Source organism: Roseibium sp. MMSF_3412, assembly GCF_030733265.1.
GTDB lineage: Bacteria > Pseudomonadota > Alphaproteobacteria > Rhizobiales > Stappiaceae > Roseibium.
On sequence record NZ_JASHJI010000024.1, the window covers coordinates 45,268 to 69,121 of the forward strand.

Below are 23,854 nucleotides of genomic sequence, written 5' to 3' on the forward strand. Positions count from 1 at the left end.
CAGAAAGCCCGGCGACACCGCCGGGCTTTTTTCGTTCAATCCAGCTTGAGACTGACACGTTTGAGCCGTGACGACTTTGCCTCGTCAAGGACCCTGACGACCTGCTGAAAATCGGTTGCGGCATCAGGAATAAGCACTGCGGCCTGAGCGCCCGCGGCCGCAAGCCGATCAAGTTCCTGCGCCAACATGTTCAAAGGAACAATTATCCCGTTCACAACAAGTTGGGGCTGAACTGCACCCGGCACGGCCTTCAGGTTGATCAGGATGGCAGGCCCGCCCTGCGCGGCGGCGGTTTCGGAAACATCGGACCTGTCTCCACCACCCAGAGCAACATCCAGCGGCCGCCAGATCCCGAATGTCGACGACAGCAGAAAGAACATCACAAGAATGAAAATCACATCGATAAGCGGCGTCAGCGGGATGCGCCTGCGCTTTCCAATGGGTGGGTGGATCAGGATCATGTGCGATGTCTTTAATCAATACGCCCGAGATATCCTGACCTTGTCATATTCTCACGCGCGGCGTCAAACCGCATCGCGAACGGGAAATTGACGGTGGCAGCACTCTTGCTTAGCGTAAGTTCCCAATGATCGGAGTGTGTTCTTTCATGGTAACGGCTGCTTGCTTCATGCACCGGATTTTACGCGCGCGGCTCAAGCGCCGGGTCGCCACCTTTTTGTCTGTCGCAATACTCATGCTGCTGACAGCGCCCCAGAGCGCCCATGCCGGATTGCGCGTCTGTAACGGTTCCGTCGATCTGGTGAATGTGGCGATCGGATACGACACCGAGGATGGTTTGCGGACCGAAGGCTGGTGGACGATTACCTCCAACGCCTGCAGCCAGGTCCTCCAGGAACCTCTCAAGGCGACAAACTACTACCTTCATGTCTCGGACGGTTTCGGCGAAGGACGGCTTGGCGGTGACGTGACGCTTTGTATCCGACAGGAAAAGTTCGTTCTTTTCGATGGCGATCAATGCTGGCAGAGGGGCCTGATCGAAGCGGATTTTTTCAAGATCGAGACAGAAGGTGCCGAAGACTGGACTGTTTTGTTGTCATATGACTGATTTTTGTGTCAGATGGCGTTGAGTGCTGATTTTGTTATCGTTTCGGCGTGATGTTTTCGGGGGAATTACATGCGGTTTTTGACGCAGTTCGTCGCAAGTTGTTTTTTGTGTGTTGTCTGTGTTGCGCCCGCGCTTGCGCAGGCACCGACCGGCAAGATCAGTCTGGAACTGAACCATGTCCAGCCAACACAGGACGGCGGATGCCGTTTGTCCATCATCGCAACAAACGGTCTGGAGCGCCCGATAAACCAGCTTGGCCTGGAAATCGTTGCCTTCAACACCGATGGCCTTGTCGACCAGTTTCTGCGTCTTGAGTTCTCGCGCATTTCTGCAGGCAAAACCAAGGTTCTCCAGTTCGACCTTGCCGGAAAGGCCTGTGACAGCCTGTCGAGGCTTCACATAAACGACGTATTGAACTGCGTTCCGGCGAGTGTCACCGACGTCTATTGCCCCGATTTGCTGGACCTTGGGAACCGGACAGCCATTCAGTTCGGCGACTGAGCGTGTCAACCGAGACCGAATGGAGCCGGATCTGAATGCCTGAGTCGTCTTCCTCACTCCTGGAATTGGGCGGACCGGTTGTCCTGGTGCTGCTCGGGATCTCGATCCTCGCGCTCGCGGTCATCCTTGCCAAGGCCTTTCAATTCTCGAACGCGCGGGTCGGCCGCCACACGCTCGTCCGCCAGGCCGTCACCATGTGGCGCACAGGGGACCGGACAAAGGCCACGCAGGTCCTTCTCAAGGACCGCTCCCTTTCCGCAGGGCTTATCCGCAGCGCGATGGACGCGATCCAGATGCTGGAGAACCAGCCGCTTGGACCACAGGAACGCGACATCCGCGAAGAGAGATTGCGCGAAGAGATATCCGCGCGGGCGGCGGACCGGCTGTTCGCCCTTGCAAGCTGGCTCAAGGCGCTTGATCTCGTGACCCAGATAGCGCCGCTGCTCGGGCTGTTCGGTACTGTTCTGGGAATGATCGAAACCTTTCAGACGCTGCAGGAATCCGGCTCGGCGGCCAATCCGGGCACACTGGCAGGCGGCATCTGGGTCGCGCTCCTCACCACGGCCTGCGGCCTTGCCGTCGCTATTCCCGTATCCGTCGCCGTCACCTGGTTTGAAACGCGCCTGGAAAAAGAGCGGGCAGCGCTTGAAGTGCTGCTGACAGGTGTCTTTACCGCCGGGACCGGCGCGCAGCAGCCGTCATCGTGACACCTTGAACGCCTCGATCGAATAAACGCCCGGCTCTGCAAGAACGCTGGCAATACGCCCTGCCGGCCGTCTTGTGAACGGAGCGGGCTGGTTCTCTTTCGGTCTGTTCCAGATGGTCAATATCAGGCTGTATTCGTTCTGTTCGTTGCCTGGAAACGAGACCGGAAAACTGAAACGCCAGCCCCCAATTCTGTCCGTGCTGTTTTCGGGGCGAACATACTTGCGGGCATCGTGAATCTGTCCGTTCCTGTCAATAAGGTAGAGTTCCGGTGGCCCCTTCCCGTTCAACTCCAGACCCGCAGCTTCCGCCTGCGCAATACGCCCGATCGGCAAATCGCGCTGTATGACGCCAGCCAATTGAGATCCGCTTCTGATGTTTGTTCTCGCCAGTTGCACCAGTCCCGGCGCTTCGATCCCGTTGGAGGTTTCGAGCGTGTCGAGCACGGCGCATTGTCCATTTGAGATTGGACGCACCTGCATGTCGGGAACATAGCCCTGCGCTCCCTGAAACTTGCTGTAGAATTCCATGAAACGGGGGATACCGACACCGAATGCGAGGATGTCCGCTGTATTGGTTCCGGCTGCCAGGACCGTTATATGCGCACAGCTGCCGATATCGTAGTCGGAAACATAAGCCGTTACCTTCGCAAGCGGATCGATCGTCGGTACGTCTTCCGGCGGCACGTTTGGCTCGGGATCTGAAACGGTTGGCGCCGGAGGAACACTGGACGTTTCGGGGTCGCTTGGAAGTACGGACGGTGAAATGATTTCCGAGGGCTGGACCGCGGCAACCTGCTCTTCTGCCGGAGCAACCGCCTGCACATTTCCCGGGGCCACCTGGACGGGGCTGGCGCTTGCTACGGGGACGGCCTCACTCTCGACCCGGCTGACAGGCGCACTCTCTGCGACGGCCACGTTTTGCGTGGCGTCCGTCGACGGGATTGCCTGCACTGCGCCGGCAGACGGCGTAACGGCGGTGACCGGTGAAGAACTCGCCGTGGTCGCGACAGGTGCCGGACTTGCAGCCGCCGTCACCGTCTCGACCGGCGGTGCGACAGTTGCTTCCGGCGGCCTGACAGCGGTTTCGACAGGTTGCGGTGCGACCTGCGTGGTTGGCTGGACGCTCGTTACAACAGCGACTTCATTACCGGTCTGTGCCGGAACGGCACTCGGAACGGCGACGATGGTTTCTGGCTCGCTCGCAGTTGACGGCGTATCTTCGGGAATGGCTTCAACGACAACAACATCCGGGGCAACGCCGGTGACCACTGTTGCTGCAGGAGACACGACGCTCGAACTGGTCTGCTCAACCTTGTCTGCCGTTTCCGGCTGTGCTGCGGCGACCGGCCGGACAGGCGCTGCAACCGCAACATCTGTCGCCGGCGGCACAGCCGTTTCGGCTTTGCCCGGCTCAACCTGTTCCGTCGGCGGAACCGGAGCTGCCTCGACCTCGACCGGTTCCTGCACGAGGGGCGACACTGCGCTGGAAACGGCCGTTACACTTTCAGCGGGACGAACGGCTTCAACCCGGGCGGGCTGCAGCTCGGAGACGGACGGTGTCAGTGCCTGTTCGATTGCATCTGGTGAAACAGGTTGAAGAGCGGTTTGGCCAGCGGCTTGAGGCGTGACGGCGTCGGGCTGTGCCGCTTCGGCAACCACGGACTGGACCTGCTCGGTGGTTTCGAAAACCGGTCCTTCGCTTTCGATGACAATCTCGGTTTGCGCGATATCGGGATCTTGCGGATCGGCGAATTGAAGCGAAATTCCATAGACGAGCAGTGCGATGTGCACGGCAACCGAAACGCCGAGGACCGCCGTCCAGACGGACGCGGGAATGCGTGCCTCGCCGCCCAGGTTATAGACAGCGACCGTCACGGATTTTCCGCCTCAATGGTCACGAAACTCAACCCTTTGACGCCGGCAGTGCGCATTCTCGTGGCGAGACGGCCAAGATCCTCCATTTTCGCATGGCGGTCGACTTGAACTGACAAGGTCTCGGTGCGGCCCGCAAGATCGGCAAGAAAGCCGTCAAAGCCCGCCTCATCAAGAATCTCGCCTTCAAACCAGATGTCACCTGTGCGCGTGAGCACCAGCGTGTTGCGGACCTGTCCTTCCCCTTCGGTTTCGGTCGTCTCGGCCCATTCAAACGCATCCGGGAGCGGCGGTCGCAGGGTACCGGAAACCAGAAGAAACAACAGCAGGAGGAAAACGACGTTGATGAGGGCGAGCGAACTGTCCGCTGATCTGCCGGGCAGCGGTTTCGGCAAATGAATCGGCTTCGTGTAACGCTTCATTGCGACCTAAAACCTGCCTTCCTGGCAGTTTCTCCTTCAGGGTACCACTTTGACCGTGGTCGCGGTCGCCCGCAAGATGGGAAGTTCCTCCATCAACGCTTCGAAGTAGGCATCGGCCTGCGTTTCGCGCCGGCCCGCCAGGCTGGCAACCAGACCATCACCAACCATGGATATGATCAGGCCGGTCTCTTCCGAAGGCGTTTTCAGACTGAGCGGCACAACAAAACCCGCGCCTCCGTCATCCGACTGAAGAAACGGAGACAGGTTGACGACATTTCCGCTGCTGGAGATGAACAGGAGGCCAAGTTCACCTGTTGACGCGTCAAATCCCGAGATTCGTCCGGCCATGTTCTCACCGTTCGGCACCACGGTGCGTTGCATGTCCAGCCGAAGTTCGGTCTTTTCACTTCCCTGAGGTGTCGCCCTCAGGAATTGAACGGCCGGACACTGGGCATCCGACACGAGATTCGCCTGGATTTTCGCCTCAAATCCCTGTGTCTGGGTGAAGTCGCTGTCAAATGCGATAAAGGGCGGCGTACGGGAAGCGAACCCCTCGATCTCCGCGGAGTTGGCAGCAATCCGGACAGGCTGCAAATACATGCATTCTCCGGACTTGTAGTTGGCCACAAAATTCCGCACCCGGTCTTCCGGTTTTACCGGCTGCTGCGTGACAAGATCCTCGACCGGATCGTCGTCCGGAGTATCAGGCAAAACCGGGCTGATATCAGCGACATCATCCTGGTCGTCCGTCCTTATCGGAATGTCCGGGACGGTGTAGTCCTGTGCCTGATCGCTCGCGCTGCTGTCTGTATTGTCTCCCGTTTGCGATGCCGTATCATCCGCCTGCCCCGTGTCTTGAATCGGCGCATCAGGCGCATTGTCCCGCGGCTGCGCCACAAGGACCGGTTTCTGGTCCTGCTGCGGAACCGATTGCCCTGCCAGGAAGTAAACCCCGGCAGCACCGACACCGGCAAAGCCCAGCAAGGACAGGCCGACAAGGATCTGCCGTCCCCAGCGCACCTGCGGAGGTGGCAGATCCAGCGCAGTCTGCTCAGGCGGCGGAGCGGACGGCCTGATGATCGTCTTGTCTTCGCGCGGCTTGAACATGGGCGCGCCAAGCGTCCATTGGGCGATGTCGGCCATCGAGGCCGGCCGGTTCGACGGATCCGGCTGCAGCATGGCTTCCAGCAGCGGCCGAAACCGATTGTCGACGCCATCAAGAGATGGGACAATCCGCCGTTTTTCGACCATTTCTACCTGAGTACCGCCCATATCTGGCTGTTTCCCGGTCAACGCCTCCGCGATGACGAGACCAAGCGAATAGATATCACTTCTGGCCGTCACCTTGCCGTCGAACAGACCGACCTGTTCAGGAGAGACGTAGTTGACCTTGCCTGCAAAACCGTCGCCGATGATCGTGGGCCCGCCGGTATTGGCGCGCGAAATACCGAAATCGATGATTTTCGCCTGACCGACATCGCCGTTCTGCAGGATTATGTTGTCCGGCGAAAGATCGCGGTGGATGACCTCGCTGTCATGCACATCCTGCAAGGCCGAGGCCAGGCGAATGACCAGCCGATAGGCTGCTTCCGGTTCCAAGGGGCCCGACTCAAGCCGTGACTTGAGCGAAGGTCCACCCACGAACTCCATGGCGAGATAATAGACACCGAGCGTCGGCTCCTTGGCGAAAACAAAGTAATGCGTCAGGGCATCATGCTTGAGTTTCCGCAGGATCTTCGCTTCGCGCTTGAAAAGATCGAGGATCAGGGGATCCTTGGCGAAATTTGCCAGCAACACCTTGATCGCAACCGGATCACCGCTTTCGACGTCGCGCGCACGATAAACGGTTCCGATGCCGCCGTCGGCAATGTGTTCCTCGATCTCGTAGAGGTTGTTCAGCCTTGTGCCGGTCGGCAGCAAATGGTCATCCGGCTTCATATACGGCCCACTCCTTCACTCCGCTTGACCTGGTCAAAGTCCACCACGACCACCGTGACATTGTCCGTGCCGCCCTTTTCCAGGGCCCCGGACAAAAGGTGCTGTGCCACCGATTTCTGCGCGCCGTCAAGGAGCATGTTCGAGATGACCGCATCTTCGAGATGGCCCGTCAACCCGTCGGAGCAGAGCAGGAAGCGGTCGCCATGCCTGAGATTTCCCGAGACCAGTTCAAGCTCGAGCTCAAGTCCTGAACCTATCGCGCGGGTGATAACGTGCCTTCTGGAGAAGTTCTTCGCCTCTTCCGGTGTCAGCACATTCTGGTCCACGAGTTCCTGCGCCTCCGTGTGGTCGGTGGTGAGTTGTTCCATGGTGCCGTCGCGCAAACGATAGACGCGGCTGTCCCCCGCCCAGAGGCAGGCGAAATCCGTTCCGTACGCAAGAAGTGCCGCGATTGTCGTGCCCATCGCCGCCCCGTTGGCCTTGGCCGCGACACTCTCGATGTCTTTCTTCGCATCGATTACCCGGCCTTCGAACTGATCCAATAGATCGACGGCGCTGTGCGGCGCACGGATGTAGCCGAGCGCGTTCTTGACAAGCCCGGACGCCATCGCGCCCGCATGCATGCCGCCGGCACCATCCATGACGGCGAATACACCCTTGGCTTCGTCGCAGAAATACGTGTCCTGATTTTCGCTTCTCACACAGCCAACGTGAGTCAGTCCAATCGAAAATCCCTGCAGTTCCTCGGAAATCTGCTGGTTCATGTTCGATGATCCTCCTCCTGATATCGCCCATGTTGTTGCCCTGCCAATTCCCTTTTGTCCGTGTCCGGCTCGAATGCTTCCGGCAAAAGAAGCCAGCGGAATGCCTCCGGTGACGGCAAACCGTCGCAGTCGAACCTGTAGGACTTCGGTCCGGCTTCGCACCAGAACCGCGATGCGACGCTGTCCCTTGTTTCCGGGTCCGGCTCCAAGTGTTCGCAGGCAGCGGTTGCCTGACCTTCTGCGTCCGCGACCGGTGCTGCGAGATCTGCGACGGCATGCTGGAAACCGGAGAGGGTCGCTTCTTCATGAAGCGCACCGACAAGAACCGCTTCCACGCCGTCATGCCAGTCTTGCAAGGGCTGGCCGGAAAAACCGGCATCATCCAGCGCCGCAACAACGGTCAACGGGAATTTGCGCCCCACCTTGTCGACACTCGGCATCAGCGCACCGGCAACGGGCACTAGGGATGCACCGGCCTCGGGAGACGGTCTTACCAGGAAATGCCAAACCGGCATTGTCATATAGGCCTCCTCCCAGTCATCTCCGAGTTGTTGTCTGGACTGCGCGAGCCCGCGCATCAGAAATGGCTCCCACAGCTTCAAAAACCCGTCCGGACAACGACCTGTCACGAAATCCGCGCGGTCCGGCAACTTCCCGAAATATCCGGTCAGGTCTGGCTGCATCCAGGTCCCCTCAGAAACTCGTCGGGCACTTGAAGTCACCGACCGCAGACAGGAAGAACGGGTTCGGCTTGGTGCGCAGCGTGACCGTGAAGGCGACCTGCCGCCCACCAAGCGTCTTGCGGATCACAAACTTGTTCTGTCCCGAGCTGACCCTGTTGGCCCGGATGAACCTGTAGAATGCCCAGTCGCCGTGAACCTCCTGACGGGACCTGTAACCGGGTACCTCCGGCTGAATGACCAGAACAACGCGCGGGGTGGCCGTGTTGCTCGGCCAGTCGAAACTTGCCGGGAGGGGCTGAATATCGGCGTTGAAACCCGGTCCACGGGTGACAAGAACAAGATTGCCGTTCACTTCGAGACTTGCCGCATCCGCCTGCTGGGACAGGGCGCGCGGTACCACTTGCAGACCGATCGACGGGAACGCGTTGCCGGTCGGGAAAAATGCCTCCTTGATCAGGTCGGCCCGCTCGAACTGGCGCAGCGTGGCATTGGACAACCGGTCAGCCTGCGCGACTTCGGGTTTCCAGTTCCACGGCCGCGACGAAGTATCGACAAGCGGTTTCAGGTTCTGGTCGAAAAACTGCTGCATGATGCCGGCCGGGGAAAACAGTTTTGCGAACTCGGTCATCGGAACTTCCGACCGGCCGTTCGTGAACGGATAGTTCCGCGCCACGATCCTGCGGCAGGCGTCGACCACCTGGGCCTTGAGCTTCTCGTTCAATTGCGTGATCGAGGTTTCCTTGAACTCCTCGTCGAATTCCTTGGCCGCCTGCAGGATGAGCTGGTCAAACGGCTTCGGAAAGCGCGTTGCATTGCTCCTGAGAAGCGATGCCTGGATCTGCACATTGGAGTTCGCGGTTTCGCTCTGGATCGGGTTGTTTGCAACAACAAGCAGATTGTCGAGAATGTTCTTGAAGTTGACCAAAAGCGCATCGATCTTGCGACTGTTCTCGCCTTCCACCAGCACGTGATAGGGCCGGAAATGATCCTCGATGCCCTTGCCCGGAATGATGGCCGGGCCCCCTCCTCCGGCCGCCGCGTTCAACGCATCAGAAACGCCACCGGGCGCAAGCGCCTTGATGCCGGCCTCAAGACCGATCCGCTTCAGACCGCCGGCCCTGTCGAGAACGTAGTACTGGAAGACCTTCGCACCGGCCTCCTTGCCGGCTTCAGTGGCGTTGCCGCCATCAAGCGCACTGGCAACGCCTTCCTGCGACAGGTCCTGAGTCAGAAGTGTTTCTCTGCGGATGCTTTCAAGCAGTTGCACCACCGGCGACGTGGGTGCGGACACCGCCTGCAACGTCGTGTAGAGCGGCTTGTCATTGCGCATCGACTTGAACTTGAGATTGCCAAGCGCTTCTTCCCAAGCCTCGATGAAGTCCTTGGTGTACAGCGCAAGAACCTCGCCGGGCAACGACTGGTACTGGTCGGCAAAGGCGTTGGCATCGCCGATCTCGCCGAAAACCCACTTGTCACGTTCAAGTTCCTCGCGAATGCCTGCCAGGTTCGGCAAGACGGACAGATGGAAGCCAGGATAGGTGTAAAAGCGATCGACAAGGACCGTGTCGAGCGTGTCGCCATTGACCGTCTCAAACACGGTCTCCATGTCCGGTCCGCCGCGCTGTTCGGCGATCCAGTCCTCGCTTGCAATGCCTTTCGACCTCGATTTCAACAAGGCGTAGCCGCGCTCGGCCAGGCTTACCCGCGCCAGTTCGCGCTGGACCTCCGCAACAAGGACGCCGTCAAGCTGATCGGTCAGAACGTTGCCGCCGAAATCAAGATCCAGCATGGCTGCGATATGGGAATTCAGTTCATTGCGCAGCACCTCGCCCTGCGGGCCGGGGAAGCTTTGCAGGAAATCGGCACGGAACGAATTCTTGATCTGATCCTTGTCGATCTCCGGTGCATCGCCGGCGACCATCCGATAGAGCTTGGTGAGGTTGTAAAGCGTATCGATGTCCTGTCCGCCCGGTCCCGTACGGTTGTCGAGAACGTCGGTCATCTGCTCCTCGATACGCAGCAGAAGACGCGGACGGAGCAGTCTTTCAAGGCCGCTGCGATAGGATGTGACGCCGGCAGCCTCGAGGCGCTCGCGCTGGCTCAAACCGAACTGTTCCATGAAGGGCACAGGATCGTTCCGGCTGTCATAGCCCACGGGAAGCCCGCGCAACAGCGACAGGATATAGACAGAATCGCGCAAGCTATCATCGCGCACGATCCTTTGATCGAGCACCCCTTCACCTTCCGCCCGTATCGTCGCGACCGCCTTTGCGGTGTCATCTATGAGCGCCTTGTTGTTCAGGTAGCTCAGGGTCCAGAGGGTTCCAAGACCAAGCGTCACGAGCACGATCGCCGCATAGGCCGCAATCCGGGCGGCCGTGGCCATGCGCACCGCCTGCCGGTTATGCGTCACCCAGCCGGCTTCACCGATAATCACCTTGTTGACCAGATCCCGAAGGAAGTAGCTCTTGCCCTGCCCCGACAGGGCTGCCGCCTGGTAGGAGGTTCCGAAAGCCTGGCTCATGGAACCGATGACCCGGTCGATCGCCGTGCCGGTCTGTGTGCCTGAGGTAAAATAGAAGCCCCTCAGAACCGCGTTTGGATAATAGCGGCTCGGTTCGAAAATCGCGTTGAGAAAGCCGCTCAGGCGATCCTTAAGCGCGGCGATCTGCGTCGGGAAGCCGTAAAGCATCAACCGCGCTCTCGGATCGGGCTCTTCCTGCAGCCGGTCGGCCAGTTCCTCGTTGAGGCGCTCGACCAGAAGATCGAACTCGGCCGGCGTTTCCGCGACCATGTTCTTGTTCTTTTCGCGGGTCTGGAACGTCGCGCCCCAGACAAGGTTCCGTCTGCTCTCCGGATAGGAGCCGAAGAATTCCATGAACCCTGCAACGGTGTCCGCCTTGGTGAATATCACGTAGACCGGAAAATCAATTTTCAGCGTCTTGTAAAGCTCGATCAGGCGCGCGCGGATCGCGTCGGTATGCTCTTTCAACTCCGTGTCGGAGAGGGTCATCAGATCCTCGAGGCTGATCGACACCATGACGCCATTGACGGGCTGACGCGGCCGTGCCTTGCGCAGGATCTTCAGGAACCCGAGCCAGGCTTCGCTGTCATGCTCCTCGTCGGAATCCTGGGTCGTGTAGCGACCCGCCGTATCGATCAGAACGGCATTTTCCGCAAACCACCAGTCGCAGTACCGGGTTCCACCCATACCCTCGATCTTCTGGGCTTCACCCTTGCCCCTTGAATTGGCGAATTTGAGCCCGGAATGCATCAAGGCCGTTGTTTTGCCGGCACCGGGTGGTCCGATCATCAGGTACCAGGGCAGATCGTAGAGGTAGGTGCGTGCGTTGCCGCTGGCCGTTTTCAGGGTCTTGAGCGCATCCTTCATGCGCTCAGACATGATTTGCAGATCTTCTTCGCTTGCCTTCGGCTGAAGAATTTCCTGTTCCAGGGCACGATTTGCCGCAATGCGTTTGTAGATCCGGTAACCGGTCCAGCCGCCAATCGTCAGCAATACGAGAAAGACAAGAAGCAGACGCACCCAAAGGGGTTCGAACGGACGCACGCCCGCAATTGCCAGGAACGGTCCACCGAACCAGATCAGAGCAATCAAGGCCAAAATGCCTATGACTATTGCCGTTATTCCGAGCCAGAATTTCATTGATAAAACCTTGTTTCTAACCTTGCCCCGGATTTGACGTCTAGTTGTCGATAACCAGTCCCTTGGACGGAGGTTTCAAAAACACCTCCACCCGGCGATTGAGCGCCTTCCCGTCCCGGCTGGTGTTGGGTGCGATCGGCTCTTCCGCGCCGCGGCCCTCAACCTCAACCCTTTCGGGTGTCTGCAACAGCGCCTGCATGACAGCCGCGACCGACTTCGCCCGTTCGACCGAAAGATGCCAGTTGGTCGGGAATCGCGGATTGTTGCGGATCGGATCGCTGTCCGTGTGCCCGACCACGAGAATCTCGCCTTCAACCTCGTTGAGGGTCTGCGCGACCTGTTCGACCAGCAACTGGAATTCCGGACGCAATGTCGCCGCCGCCACATCGAATTGCGCGCGCATGCGAAGCATGATTGCGGGGCCGGCCTGCTGGATTTCCAGGCCGTCGATGCCGGCAAGCTGTTCGGAAATCGCGTCGATCGGCGCATCTTCCGGAGGTGCGGGAGCTGGTGGCGGTTTCGGCTGATAGCCCTCGCGTGCAAGTTCGATCGGACCTGTCGGGTACAGCGCGCTTGAGCGGCTGGCGATCACCTCGCTGCCGCTGGCCAGAAGAAGCATCAAGGTGACATAGCCGCCAAGCAAAAGGGCGCCGGCAACGGCGGCAACGGACCAGATGGGCACGGAAAACCGGGTGCGCCTCTGCAGCAGTTCAAGGCCGCGCCAGTGCGGAGACAGATCGTCTCCCGGACGCGGCCGAACGCGCCTCAGGATCTCGTGCAGGTCTCTTCGTTCGCGTTCCAACCCCTGTTGGCCGCCTTGGATTGCCCTGTACTTGCCGTAGAAGCCGAGCGACAGACAGGCATGCATCACTTCCAGAACGCCAAAGTTCCGGCCCGGGTCCTGCTTTGCCTTTTCCAGAACCTGAAAGAATTCAACGCCGCCGGTCGCCTGACCGAAAAACTGGGTCAGCATGGAATACTGCGTCCACTGGTGTCTGCCCGATGATGGCAGGTTCTGGACGATATCGTCCGACGTGGCGCAGAGCGCGTAGGCGGCCGACTGGATCTGGTCATCGGTAATACCGGCGTTGCGCAAATCCTTCTCGAAGGTCTTGATCGCGTTGTAAACGTCGCGCATGAGCGCATCGAACTGCGCATCCGTCATGGTCAGGTGCAGCCGGCCGAGAAGCAGAAGCAATGGAGCGGCTGCACGTGAAATCGGGTTGCGGTTGGCAACGCGGATCTGGTTGATGTCCGGCGTTTGAGCCAGCTGTCCAGTTGCCTGTGCACCGGGTGCTGCCCCCGGCGCAGGCGCTTGTTGCGGCGGCGGAGGTGGCGGAGACTGCGGCTGTGCGGGCGGCGGCGTCCTTATGTCCGGTGCCTGCTGCTGGCCGTATTCGTAACCGGCCGGTGTCGGCGCATAAGGATCAGGTCCGGAGCCGCGCCCGCCTTGCCAGGGATCGGGTGCTCCCGGCTGCGCGCCTGCAGGTGGCGGTGGCGGCGGAGCCGCCTGTCCCGGCGCCGGGGCGCCTGGTGGCGGAGGCGCGGCCGGAGGCTGGCCTTGCGGAGCGCCGGGCTGTGATGTCTCGCTCCAGCGCCCTCCCGGGTTTGGCCGGACGATCGTTTTTCCCTTGCGCTTGGAAACGCCAAAGGGATCGTCGTTGTCCGACATCAGCGTCCCTCCCGAATTGCGTAGAACTCGAGCTGCAGATCAGGCCAGTTCCCTGAAAACTGCAACCCGATTGCCGAATCCTGACTGAACTCGCGCCAGAGCGGGGTCGATTTGTCGAGCCTGAAATAGACCCTGTCTGTCAGCGCGCGTATCTGCGCGGGTGGGACCGGCATGTGGATCAGCGGGATGCCCGGCAGGTTCGAATAGACGATCTGACGCATCTGGCCAAAGGGTCCGACCTTGAACAGGCGCGGGAATTCGTTCTGGATTTCGGTCAGCGGGCGACGGGCCGCAACTTCGATGACGAAGTTTGCCTGCGAGAACAGGTTGCGGTCGACAATCGTCGACTTGAAGGCATTCGGTGCAAGCTGCTCGAGCGGCAAACGGATCGCGCGGCGGTCATAACCGGCAGACAGGAAGGCCTGAATGTCCGCAAGAACCGGTTTGAAGATGTCGTGCAGCTTGTCATGGTCGTAAACGGGATAGTTTCGCGCACGGCGTTCTTCGGTGGCAAATGTCGCAAGCTCACCCGCGAGCTGCAGGAACTCCGAATAAAGACGTTCGGGATGGACATAGGCAGACTTGCGCAAATGCATCAGTTGCGGATGGAGCCGGTTGAGCATTTGCAGTGTCAGGTAGTCGAAATTCTGCAAACCTCCGCCTGCCGACGTGTCCGCTGCATAGCGGGCAAGCTCGCTCAACTTGCGCTCGACCCAGCCGATGACGGAATCGATCCAGCCGGTGATCACCGGGTGCACGTGGCAAGCAAGAACCGGCGGCGCAAAGGTTCCGTCGGTGATGACAATGCGATCCTTGATTTCCGTGATCCTGGCAACCGGCAAGCAGACATGACCGGGATGCGGCGTTGAGCGGATCGAATAGGTCAGCCGCGGGTGTGCAACATCGATTTCCTCTTCCTGGCGAACCGCCGACGTTGAATCGATGATCGTCTCGCGGCCCTGCAGGTAGCGCGTTGCCGCATCCTCGCGTCCGTCAGCAACCTCAACGGCATTGACGGTGGTTTCAGGAATGCCGAGCCATACGATCTGTCCGGCCGCATCTTCCGGAACGTCTATCGCGGGCGGCGGTGTGCCGTCGGCGGGAAAATTGAAAACCGTACCATCCGGGAAAATCCCGCGTCCGAACCGCAGGGCAAACCGGCACTGCTGTCCGACATCCTGATCAATTTCAATATCGGAGAAGCCCCATGGGTAGGGAGAGGCAAGCCTGACGCGTTCATCCAGCAGGTGTTCCGCATATCGGTCGCTCTGCTGTAGATGATGCGGCCTCAGAAACAGACCTTCGGTCCATGCAACCTTGCTATACCACGACATAGAGGCACTGCTCCCTTACCTTACGAACGCCAAAGCGTCCTTGACGCCCGAAGGCCTCAAAATATCTTCTTGTCCTAAAGCTCTGACTCATCGTTCGAAAATTCTTCGTAGCTTTCCGTAAAATACTGGGTGAACACGCCGACGACACCATCGTCATAAGCACCGGACAAGGATGTCCAGCGTTCCTGAAGCCGCTCCCACAACTTTGCCTTCTGGTTGCCGAAGGTGCTTTTGCCGACCTGTCCCTCTTCCTCGATTGCCTTTGGCGACAGTGTTTCATCGAAGCGGGCGGCTGCCTTCTGCATGGCGGCGTAGGTCCAGACGTGGTGTTTCTGAATGTCCTTGAACGCCTCCGACATCGCCTTGGGCAACGGCAGATAACCTGTTTCCTCAACATTCGGCGCAAGCATCGTCTGCAATGCCATTTGCGGGGTCGGCGAGAATTTCAATGCGTTGTTGCCGCTTCGGCTGATGAGCGTCCGATTCGCATTGCGGGTCATTGCCTTGACCTTGCTGCGCGCCTGGAGCAGACCCATGACATCGCTTGTTATGCCGTTGAGAATCGAACCGATTTCGCGCACGAACTCTTCCGGGTCACGGTCTGCAAGGAGGCTTTCCGGAATCCCCGCGCCTTCCGCGAACGCTTTGAGAATGTCCGTTCCATCCCCCGTAGCCTGCGTTGCCCCTTCGGAGACCGGCGCAGTCGCAACCGGTTCCGGAGCAGCCGTCTCGGAAGGGGCTTCAACTGCGGGGGCCTGGGAGGCCTGCTGCGGCTCGCCATTATCTGCGGCAGGTACCGGCGCGGGATCGGGTGCCGGTGGTTCCGGGGCTGTCTCGGCAACCGGCGCAGCCTCGGGAAATGGCGACGCTTCCGCACTGCCTGCTTCGGCCGGTGCCGGTGCTGTTTCGGCCTCGGGAAAGACATTGCCTGACGGTTCCTGGTCAGCGGGCGCGGAAGAACCGCCCGCCTCCGGAGAGGGTTCCAAATCCGGCATCTTGAACATGGGCTCAGATGTCCCCTGTTCAGCCGTGTCCGGACCAGTGGAGGCAAACGGAGATTCGGCGCCGGGCCCTGCAGGTGCCGCCGGTTGCGCCTGCACCGCAGCCTGGGGGGGCGGCGGTGCAGGTTGTACGGGTGCTTCCTGAGGCTGCACATGTGGCTGCGCCGCAAGGTGATCCAGCGGATCCGCCTGCGCCGGCCGCACCGGCTCGGCTTCCGGCTGCCTTGATTGCGGGTCGTAGAGCGCCGGGTCCGCGCTTCCCCAGCCATGGCCCTGCTGGCTCCAGACGTCGTCTGCGGGGGTTCCGATACCCGGCGCGTGCGACGGTGGTGCGTGACGGCCTTCCATGCCCGTCGGCGCGGGCGTGCCCCACGGGCTGCTCGCTTCCTGAACCGGATACGGAGGCGGCGCGGAAGGCTGTGCGGGCGTCCATTGAGGCTCTGAAGGTGGTGCAGGTGCCTGCGCGGGTGCCTGTGCGGGTGACTGCCACGGCGCTGCCTGGGACGGATAAGACGGGTCCGCGCCGACGGGCGACGCACCAGAAAATCCAGCACCTGCACTTTGTTCAGCGTCCAGCGTGACGGCAACGATGTAGTCGCCAATCATCAGCCTGTCACCGGAACGCAGGGCATGGGCCTTGTCCATGCGGTTTGGACTGCCGTTCAAGAACGTTCCATTGGTGGAAACGTCATAGAGGACAAATTGCCCACCTTCAAAACGGACCTCGCAGTGTTTGCCGGAAATAACACGCTGCGGGTCCGGCAGACTCCAGTCAAGATGCTCATGCCGACCGATATCGAAACCGCGGTCGGCACAGGAATACGACACCTGCCCCCCGGTTTCGAGCCGGTCAACGTTCTCGATCTGCAGCGTAATCCGCATGCCCACTGGTCCCCCGGTTCCTTCAAACTGCAGCTTGCTGCTTTGCAAGAACGACAGGCATTGCCCCACCTTCTGCAAAGGAAATACCTGCAGAAATGCAATCTTCCATCGCTTTCTCGCGCACGCCAGGCCCAAGTGCAGCAATTGCGAACTGCACGGCACCGTTGGCACAAACTGCCGTGAGATGTGGAAGCGTGTCTACCCGAAACTCAGGATTCGGGGACAGAGAGCCACCGGACAGGCTGGCCGCGCGGCCGATCCAGAACGACGCACTGTCACCTTTGAACTCATCAACGGCTGCCTGCACCGACAGACGCGCCTCCTCGTCGCCGTCTTGAACCCACGCGGTGACCAACTCAAGCATGTTCAGGTCCTCGGGAGTTTTGCTTTGATCGAGACCGGTGACACAGCGCAGGCCCCACCACACAGCCTCCCGTTTGGGCAGGACATGTGCGAAAAAGAGGAGTGCGGCGTACGGATCCTCCCCTTGCAGAAGGGTCAGCGTGAAATCCTGGGGAGAGACGTCACCTGAGGGCGGCGTCATCTCCTCTTCAAGGTCCGGAAAGGTCTGAAAGACCTGAATTGCGCTTGTAAACCGGATACGAGATCCCATTTCCGTCACTCCGTCTGCGTGCCTGCTCTGTTAACTCGTACTTCGTCAGTTAATGAGCACCATGCCGCCCTTGATGGTGTTGAAGGCTTGTCCCTCGACCGTCGTGAACAGTCCTTTTGCATCCAGTTGCATCTGACCCTGAATCTTAACCTGGAGGGCTTTTATTTCTATGCCCATCGGGGTCATGACGATCTTGCTTGAGCCGCATTTGAACTCGATCTTCATTCCCGCCTTGACTTTCCAGGTCTGCCCAATGTCTTCCGTCACATTCACGCCGACCTTTTCAGTTCGATTGCCGTCGATCTTGGTTGTACGATCGTTCTTCACATGAAGGTCGTCATTGTTTTCAACGACTGTTTCCATGTCTTTCTGGGCGTGAATGCCAATTTTCTCCTGACTTTTCGAATCGTCCATGACGAACTCGTTGTAGCCGCCGCCGCCAACCGTTGAATCGGTCTTGATGCCTGACTTGTTCTTTTCGCCCGGCAGAGGATAAGGCGGCATGTTGTCGGCATTATACACGGTCCCGATCACGATTGGCTGGTCAGGGTCGCCCTCAAGGAACTGGATGATGACTTCCTGGCCGACACGGGGAATGTACATGCCGCCCCAGTTCTTGCCGGAGACGACCTGGGCAACGCGCACGCGGCGCGATTGCGTCTTGTCACGGTCCCAATGGAATTCGACCATGATCTGACCGTACTCGTCGACATCAATCTCGCCATCGCCGACCACCTTGGCCGTTTGCGGTCCCGGGATCCGCGGCTTGGGCGTGTTGGCCGGTGTCTTGAACGGAATGTCGGACGCAAGGACATCATACGTGCCGGTATAGGCCTCACCCTGTGCGCCCGCTTCGCCCGAGCGGTAACTCTCGGTGATGATCTGATGGCTGGCGCGGACGATCAGGTACTCCTTGTTCTGTGGCTGATGCGGGTGCTCCGTCAGATTGAAAAGACCGCCGGCATAAAAGCGCGGTACTTCGCCTGCAGCCTCGACGCGATTGTCGCCGGCCTGTTCGGCCTGAAGACGGATGTTGCTGTATTTGGTGCCTTTGTCCTTCTCGGTATAGCGGCCTGGATAGTCATAGCTTTCCAGCGACCCTGCCCGGTACGAAGAGCCGGCATCCTTGTCTGCTTCCAAAGATGCGCTCGGCTTTTCGAAGTCATAGTCGTTGATGGCAAATTTTCCGGTCCGGAAAGCGCGGCCGCCGGCCCAGTGATACAGATGTTCCACGTCGCGCTGGCTGTCTCCCCCCAGGTCGATGAAGGGAATGTTCGGATCGCCTTCGATCGGGCTGTAGGAAGACTTGGCGTCGGCGAGAATCATCGTGTGCTTGCCGTCCTTGTGCTCGAAGCAGTAGGAAATGCCGAACTCCTCCATCAGGCGGCAGCAGAAATCATAGTCCGATTCCCTGTACTGGACGCAGTAGTGAATCGGGTCGTAACTCTCGGTGAGCTTGTTCTCGAAATCCGCGAAGTCATGCTCGCCGAGAACCTCTGCAATGATGTCCGGGGCCGACTTGTCCTTGAACATTCTGCAGTTTGAATTTTTGGTCAGCAGCCAGAACCAGGGACGCAGGTTCAGTTTGTAGCGGTAGTAACCGTCCTTGTGACCGAGCCAGCGGGCGTTGGTGAGCAGACCGTCGAAATAGCGGGTGTCACCGTTGTTGGTCCTGACCTTTACGGTCACGTGCGTTGCCAGCGCCTGATCGAAATCAAGATCTTCCTTTTGACTGACGACATCCAGGCGAATGTCGAATTCGTCGCTCAATCCCTCATCGCATTCAAGCGTGACCAAGGAGAGCTCATCAACGCCAAACACTGTCTTGAGTTCGGCCATCCGATCGGTTTGTCTGAGTTGTCCAGTGGCCACGGAAGTCTCCTTAAAAAAAACTGCGGTTCAATACGGCTGCCGCTTAAGGGCATCTGTACCTTTATTTATGACGAATCTGCCAAAACCGATGTGCTAGGGAACACAGTTATTGCAAAAATTTAAACACCGAATTCAAAAATTACCAAGAGTTGTTTGGCACTAAGCCGGGCAATCAAGAACACTCGAGAAAAATCACATTAGCTCGTTAACTATCTCACGAATATCTCACGCTGTACTCCTCTTGCTTATTCCCCACAATTCGACATACTGACATCAAAACGTACTTTAGTGACTTGCACCACATTAATATTTTCAGGTTATGGCACGATATATTTCAACATCCACTGCGAGTCCGCTCGCGCAAGCTCCGAAAGGGAGGATTGAGATCGTGACCCATCGCCAAATCGTCTCAGGCGTGTGCAATGTGAATTCACTAACCGCTGTGTCCAAACCACGCCGTTTGCTCGCCGCCACATTGCTTTCGCTGACGATTGCCGGAACGGCAATTGTGCCCGGGACCGCGTTTGCCCAGGACGCAACCTACTCGGCCGACGAAGTCAGCAAGCACTTCAAGCAACTCAAGACCCGGTCTCTCAAACCGACCGGTGCAACCCGCGCTCTTTGCATTGGCACCCGGGATGAATGCAATCCCAACGGTGCCAAGGCAGAAGGCGGTCAGGTGGCCGTCAAGCCTGAAAACGCGGAAGGCCAGACCAGCGAGACCGCGAGCACGGACACGCTTGCCGTCGATCCGGAAACAAAGGCCATCGACGCCGGCTTCAATCTGCTGGTGACCTTCGAGCGCGCATCCGCGCGCCTGAGCCCGTCCGCGAGAGCAAATCTCAAGGAATTCGCCAAAGGCATCGCCGATCCCGAGCTCGCAAGTGCGGTCTTTGTCATCGAAGGCCATACCGACGGCATCGGTTCGCTCAACTACAACCAGCGTCTTTCCGAAGACCGCGCCCAGGCGGTTACCGAATATCTGGTATCGCTCGGCGTTGGCAGAAACAGGCTGAAGACGGTTGGCTACGGCGAAACACGCCCGAAGGTGGCGGACGTCAACAATGAAGCGAACAGACGCGTCGAAAGCAAACTGGTCTTCGAATAACGTCGAATGCGGCGGCTGCCCTGCCGGGCTTTTTCCGGCAGGGTTTTTGTAGTGGGGCAAATTGATCAATGAATTTCGATCCGGAGAAATATGGCGTCGAAATCTCTCCCGGCGCCGGATGCGGACCCGACCTCTATGATACGGAACCGGCCTTTGCGGCGCTGATGGACTCCTGCGAGGAGATGTTGCCGGAACGGTTCTCCGACTTTGATCGTTCCGAAATAGAATTTTCAGACATCTACAAGCAGATGGATGGCTTTCTCAAGCAATCCCGGGATATCCGGCTGCTGGTCATGCTCGGTCAGTTTTCGCTGCTGAGCGGACAACTCCAGCAGTTTGCCGATGTTGTCAGGATATTGCGCAAGTTGCTTGAAACGCTCTGGGACGAAGTGCACCCGATGGATGCCGACTTCGGCTTCATGGAACGCATGGGTGCCCTTGAGGCATTCAACAGCCGGCCGACGGTCATTCTGCCGCTCGAGGCCGCTCCCCTTCTGAAAACACGACGCAGCGGGCCCATCAGTTACCGGGCCATCAAGATCGCGACGGGGGATCTGACGGCGCGCGAGGACGAACACACCATTTCACTGGGTGCAATCGAAGCGGCCCTGACGTCCGGCGAACTTGAACAGGAAGTCATCGAACAGGTTCTGAAGGATCTGTCGGAACTCCCCGACGAACTTCGTGGCATCTCGGAAACCTGCGCGGAAAAACTCAAGGCGGCGGACGCCAAGGCGACAGCACCGAACTACGACGCCCTGGTAACGCTCATCACCGATATCAATACGGAACTGAATGTTCGTCTTGGCCGCATGTCCGCCGAAGATGGCGATGCGTCCGCCCCGGGCGGCGATGAAGCCAGTCAGGCTTCGGAAGCCGGCAAAGGAACAGCGTCCAGCCTTGAAATCAGGAATGCGGCACAGGCGAAACTGATTCTGGACGCTGTCGAGGATTACTTCTCCTCACGCGAACCTTCTCACCCTGCCTTGTTCCTGGTGCGCGAGGCGAGAGGACTGGTCGGCAAATCCTATCTCGATGCGCTCAAGATCCTGATGCCCAAGAGATTCGACGAAGTTTCCCTGCTCCTCGGCGCGAGCGGACTTCAGCTTTCCAATGACCGATTGCTCGAGCTCAACGATGGTGACGAGCGGGAACTTGGCGACATCGACGACTTTTCTGTGATGGTCATAGAAAACCGGGCTGACGCGATATCGGGCATCAGCGCCGTCAAGGGTTACTATTCCGCAAATGAACCCACCAGTCCGATTCCCATGATGCTGGAAGAGGCTCAGAACATGAGTTCAGGATCGTTTACGGGTCTCCTGAATCTGTTTCTTCGTCCAGAAGAAGAAGAGTGAGGTCAAGGTGATTCTGATGCGCAAGACCCTTGTTTCCCTAGAGTTCCCACACTTGTCCTTGACTCAAAGCCGCAACGGGTTCTCAATATTTGGGGGAATTTTTCAAAGCGACAAACATGTGACTGCCGTCACTTCAATTTATCGGCAAGCGCAGTAAATATAAGTTCATCAGACACGATGAACAGCAAGCAACGTCTCTACAGACTCAAAGCTCTACAGGTACTTTACAATATTCGATTTTATTTCTGAGGTCAGAAAAGCGAAAGGCAAGTAAAATGGCATCAAATAGCGGGCAAGGCTTTATCAAGCGTAACAGACCTCCGAGGGTGCACATCTTCTACGAAGATCCGTTTGATGCGGAACAGAAGGTCGAGCTGCCTTTCGTGATGGGGGTCATGGCCGACCTTTCCGGCGACAGCCCGGGCGTTGAAAAAGACGATGTCGATGAGCGCAAGTTCCTGGATATCGACATGGACAACTTTTCCAAGCGTATGGAAGCGATCGAGCCGGGAACGTCCTTTACCGTTGAAGACAAGCTCTCCGGTGAAGAAAACACCAAGATGAGCGTCCAGCTGAAGTTCAAGAACATGGACGATTTCACGCCGGGCAAGGTTGCCGAACAGGTTCCGGCACTGAAAAAGCTTCTTGATGCGCGCAACAGTCTTGCCGCCCTGCGCACGATGATGGACGGCCGCGTTCAGGCGATCAGCCAGTTGGAGGAGCTGACCCGTGATCCGGCCCTGATGCAGGCACTTGCTCAGAAGATGGAAGCCGAAACCGCCGCTTCGAAAAGCGATGGTGCCGACGGTGGGGACAAAGAGGAGGCATAAATGAGCAACACCGACACAAGCGCACAACCGGGTGGTGCGGCTGCTGCGGAAGCTGCAGGTGAAAAAAGCCCTGAGGAATTTGCTTCCATTTTGAAGCAGAACTTCCGCATCAAGAGCGAAAACGAAACCGCCAATGAACTTGTCGATAATGCCATGTCGACGTTCCTTGCGGAGGCTCTGTCCGATCAGGCGCTCATCAAGGACGACGTCTACGACACGATCGACGAGATGATTGCGAAACTCGACGAGAAACTGACGTCGCAGGTCAACGAGATCATTCATGCGCCTTCCTTCCAGAAGCTGGAAAGCGCGTGGCGCGGCATCGACTACCTGGTTCACAACTCGGAAACCGACGCTTCCCTGAAGCTGCAGTTCTTGAACATCTCCAAGAAGGAACTTGCCGGGGTCTTCAAGAGTTACCGTGGTGCCAAGTGGGACCAGAGCCCGCTGTTCAAGCAGATCTACGAAGCTGAATTCGGTCAGCTCGGCGGTCAGCCCTACGGATGCCTGGTCGGTGACTATGAATTCGGCTACGACCCGCAGGACATCACGGTTTTGCGCGGCATGTCGAAGATCGCCTCGGCAGCGCATGCACCGTTCCTGGCAGCAGCCGACCCGCAGCTGATGCAGATGGAAAGCTGGACGGAACTTCCGACGAAACGCGACCTTTCCAAGGTGTTCGACACGGAAATTCACGCCCAGTGGCGCACGCTCCGCGAATCCGAAGACGCGCGTTACCTCGGACTGTCCCTGCCTCGCGTGCTGGCTCGCCAGCCCTACGGTGCAAAGTCCGATCCGGTAGAGGAATTCGCCTTCGAGGAAGAATTCGGCGAAGACAGCCACGACAACTACGCGTGGATGAACTCTGCCTACGCGATGGCAACCAACATCAACCGTGCCTACAAGGAGTACGGCTGGACGGTTCGCATTCGCGGCGTGGAAAGCGGCGGCCTGGTTGAAGACCTGCCGACCCATGTATTTGAAACCGACGACGGTGGCGTGGACCAGAAATGTCCGGCTGAAATCGCGATCTCCGATCGCCGCGAACATGAAATTTCGCGTCTTGGCCTGATCCCGCTGATCCACCGCAAGAATACCGACCAGGCGGCCTTCCTTGGTGCCCAGTCGGTCTTCAAGCCCCGTCAGTTCTCCGGTCCGGACGGCAAGGACGCAACGGCTTCGGACAACCTGTCCGCCCGCCTGCCCTACATGTTCGCGACGACACGTTTCGCTCATTACCTCAAGGTCATGGTGCGCAACAAGATCGGTTCGACCAAGGAAGCGCCGCAGCTGCAGCGCTGGCTGAACGACTGGATCATGGACTACGTGGATGGTGACCCGGACAACTCGACCGAGGAAACCAAGGCGCGCAAGCCGTTGCGCGAGGCAAAGGTCACGATCATCCCGGACGAAGAAAACCCCGGCTACTACAGAGCCCAGTTCTTCCTTCGTCCGCACTACCAGCTTGAAGGCATGGACATCGGCATGAGCCTTGCCTCACGCATTCCGCAAGACGGAAACTGATCGACAAGACAGCCATTCGGGCGATTGCCCGTCCGGATGGCCT

19 protein-coding genes are annotated in these 23,854 nt (G+C 58.7%); 7 read left to right on the forward strand and 12 right to left on the reverse strand.

Annotated elements, in window-relative coordinates; translation table 11 throughout:
* Nucleotides 1-35 precede the first annotated feature (35 nt).
* Nucleotides 36-461, reverse strand: coding sequence for a biopolymer transporter ExbD (locus RBB49_RS27120; RefSeq protein WP_306146096.1), 426 nt, complete (start codon nt 459-461; stop codon nt 36-38).
* Between the two features lie 146 nt (nt 462-607).
* Here RBB49_RS27120 and RBB49_RS27125 point away from each other — a divergent pair, with 146 nt between their 5' ends.
* The 3 genes from RBB49_RS27125 to RBB49_RS27135 all read left to right on the forward strand — a co-directional run bounded on the left by RBB49_RS27125 (nt 608) and on the right by RBB49_RS27135 (nt 2,274).
* Nucleotides 608-1,066, forward strand: a complete 459-nt coding sequence (locus RBB49_RS27125) for a DUF1036 domain-containing protein (RefSeq protein ID WP_306146097.1) — start codon at nt 608-610, stop codon at nt 1,064-1,066.
* Nucleotides 1,067-1,135: 69 nt separating this feature from the next.
* Nucleotides 1,136-1,567, forward strand: a complete 432-nt coding sequence (locus RBB49_RS27130; RefSeq protein WP_306146098.1) for a hypothetical protein — start codon at nt 1,136-1,138, stop codon at nt 1,565-1,567.
* Between the two features lie 35 nt (nt 1,568-1,602).
* Nucleotides 1,603-2,274 (forward strand): MotA/TolQ/ExbB proton channel family protein, encoded by a 672-nt coding sequence (locus RBB49_RS27135; protein WP_306146099.1) that lies wholly within the window; start codon nt 1,603-1,605, stop codon nt 2,272-2,274.
* Here RBB49_RS27135 and RBB49_RS27140 read toward each other — a convergent pair.
* The 11 genes from RBB49_RS27140 to RBB49_RS27190 all read right to left on the reverse strand — a co-directional run bounded on the left by RBB49_RS27140 (nt 2,266) and on the right by RBB49_RS27190 (nt 18,991).
* Nucleotides 2,266-4,149 carry a hypothetical protein gene (locus RBB49_RS27140; protein ID WP_306146100.1) on the reverse strand — a complete coding sequence of 628 codons (1,884 nt, stop codon included), beginning with the start codon at nt 4,147-4,149 and terminating at the stop codon, nt 2,266-2,268. The genes RBB49_RS27135 and RBB49_RS27140 overlap by 9 nt on opposite strands.
* On the reverse strand, nt 4,146-4,568 hold the full coding sequence (locus RBB49_RS27145) for a biopolymer transporter ExbD (RefSeq protein WP_306146101.1): 423 nt from the start codon (nt 4,566-4,568) through the stop codon (nt 4,146-4,148). Before RBB49_RS27145 ends, RBB49_RS27140 begins: the two co-directional genes overlap by 4 nt.
* A 36-nt stretch (nt 4,569-4,604) precedes the next feature.
* Nucleotides 4,605-6,506 carry a serine/threonine-protein kinase gene (locus tag RBB49_RS27150; protein ID WP_306146102.1) on the reverse strand — a complete coding sequence of 634 codons (1,902 nt, stop codon included), beginning with the start codon at nt 6,504-6,506 and terminating at the stop codon, nt 4,605-4,607.
* On the reverse strand, nt 6,503-7,270 hold the full coding sequence (locus tag RBB49_RS27155; protein WP_306146103.1) for a PP2C family serine/threonine-protein phosphatase: 768 nt from the start codon (nt 7,268-7,270) through the stop codon (nt 6,503-6,505). Before RBB49_RS27155 ends, RBB49_RS27150 begins: the two co-directional genes overlap by 4 nt.
* Nucleotides 7,267-7,953 (reverse strand): type VI secretion system-associated protein TagF, encoded by a 687-nt coding sequence (gene tagF, locus RBB49_RS27160; protein WP_306146104.1) that lies wholly within the window; start codon nt 7,951-7,953, stop codon nt 7,267-7,269. The genes RBB49_RS27155 and tagF overlap by 4 nt, the downstream gene beginning before the upstream one ends.
* Nucleotides 7,954-7,963: 10 nt before the next feature.
* Nucleotides 7,964-11,617 carry a type VI secretion system membrane subunit TssM gene (gene tssM / locus RBB49_RS27165; protein WP_306146105.1) on the reverse strand — a complete coding sequence of 1,218 codons (3,654 nt, stop codon included), beginning with the start codon at nt 11,615-11,617 and terminating at the stop codon, nt 7,964-7,966.
* A 40-nt stretch (nt 11,618-11,657) separates the two neighbouring features.
* Nucleotides 11,658-13,289 (reverse strand): type IVB secretion system protein IcmH/DotU, encoded by a 1,632-nt coding sequence (gene icmH / locus RBB49_RS27170; RefSeq protein WP_306146106.1) that lies wholly within the window; start codon nt 13,287-13,289, stop codon nt 11,658-11,660.
* On the reverse strand, nt 13,289-14,623 hold the full coding sequence (tssK, locus tag RBB49_RS27175; RefSeq protein WP_306146107.1) for a type VI secretion system baseplate subunit TssK: 1,335 nt from the start codon (nt 14,621-14,623) through the stop codon (nt 13,289-13,291). The genes icmH and tssK overlap by 1 nt, the downstream gene beginning before the upstream one ends.
* A 74-nt stretch (nt 14,624-14,697) precedes the next feature.
* On the reverse strand, nt 14,698-16,506 hold the full coding sequence (gene tagH / locus RBB49_RS27180; protein WP_306146108.1) for a type VI secretion system-associated FHA domain protein TagH: 1,809 nt from the start codon (nt 16,504-16,506) through the stop codon (nt 14,698-14,700).
* Between the two features lie 22 nt (nt 16,507-16,528).
* Nucleotides 16,529-17,050 (reverse strand): hypothetical protein, encoded by a 522-nt coding sequence (locus tag RBB49_RS27185; protein WP_306146109.1) that lies wholly within the window; start codon nt 17,048-17,050, stop codon nt 16,529-16,531.
* Between the two features lie 114 nt (nt 17,051-17,164).
* On the reverse strand, nt 17,165-18,991 hold the full coding sequence (locus tag RBB49_RS27190) for a type VI secretion system Vgr family protein (protein WP_306146110.1): 1,827 nt from the start codon (nt 18,989-18,991) through the stop codon (nt 17,165-17,167).
* Nucleotides 18,992-19,379: 388 nt separating this feature from the next.
* Between RBB49_RS27190 and RBB49_RS27195 the strand changes: the two genes are divergently transcribed.
* From RBB49_RS27195 to tssC, 4 genes are all read left to right on the forward strand, one after another.
* Nucleotides 19,380-20,099 carry an OmpA family protein gene (locus RBB49_RS27195; RefSeq protein ID WP_306146111.1) on the forward strand — a complete coding sequence of 240 codons (720 nt, stop codon included), beginning with the start codon at nt 19,380-19,382 and terminating at the stop codon, nt 20,097-20,099.
* A gap of 68 nt (nt 20,100-20,167) precedes the next feature.
* Nucleotides 20,168-21,457 (forward strand): ImpA family type VI secretion system protein, encoded by a 1,290-nt coding sequence (locus RBB49_RS27200; protein ID WP_306146112.1) that lies wholly within the window; start codon nt 20,168-20,170, stop codon nt 21,455-21,457.
* A 275-nt stretch (nt 21,458-21,732) separates the two neighbouring features.
* Nucleotides 21,733-22,287, forward strand: a complete 555-nt coding sequence (gene tssB / locus RBB49_RS27205) for a type VI secretion system contractile sheath small subunit (protein ID WP_306146113.1) — start codon at nt 21,733-21,735, stop codon at nt 22,285-22,287.
* The gene (tssC, locus tag RBB49_RS27210) at nt 22,288-23,811 is read left to right on the forward strand and encodes a type VI secretion system contractile sheath large subunit (protein ID WP_306146114.1); all 1,524 of its coding nucleotides are present in this window, start codon (nt 22,288-22,290) and stop codon (nt 23,809-23,811) included.
* Nucleotides 23,812-23,854 lie beyond the last annotated feature (43 nt).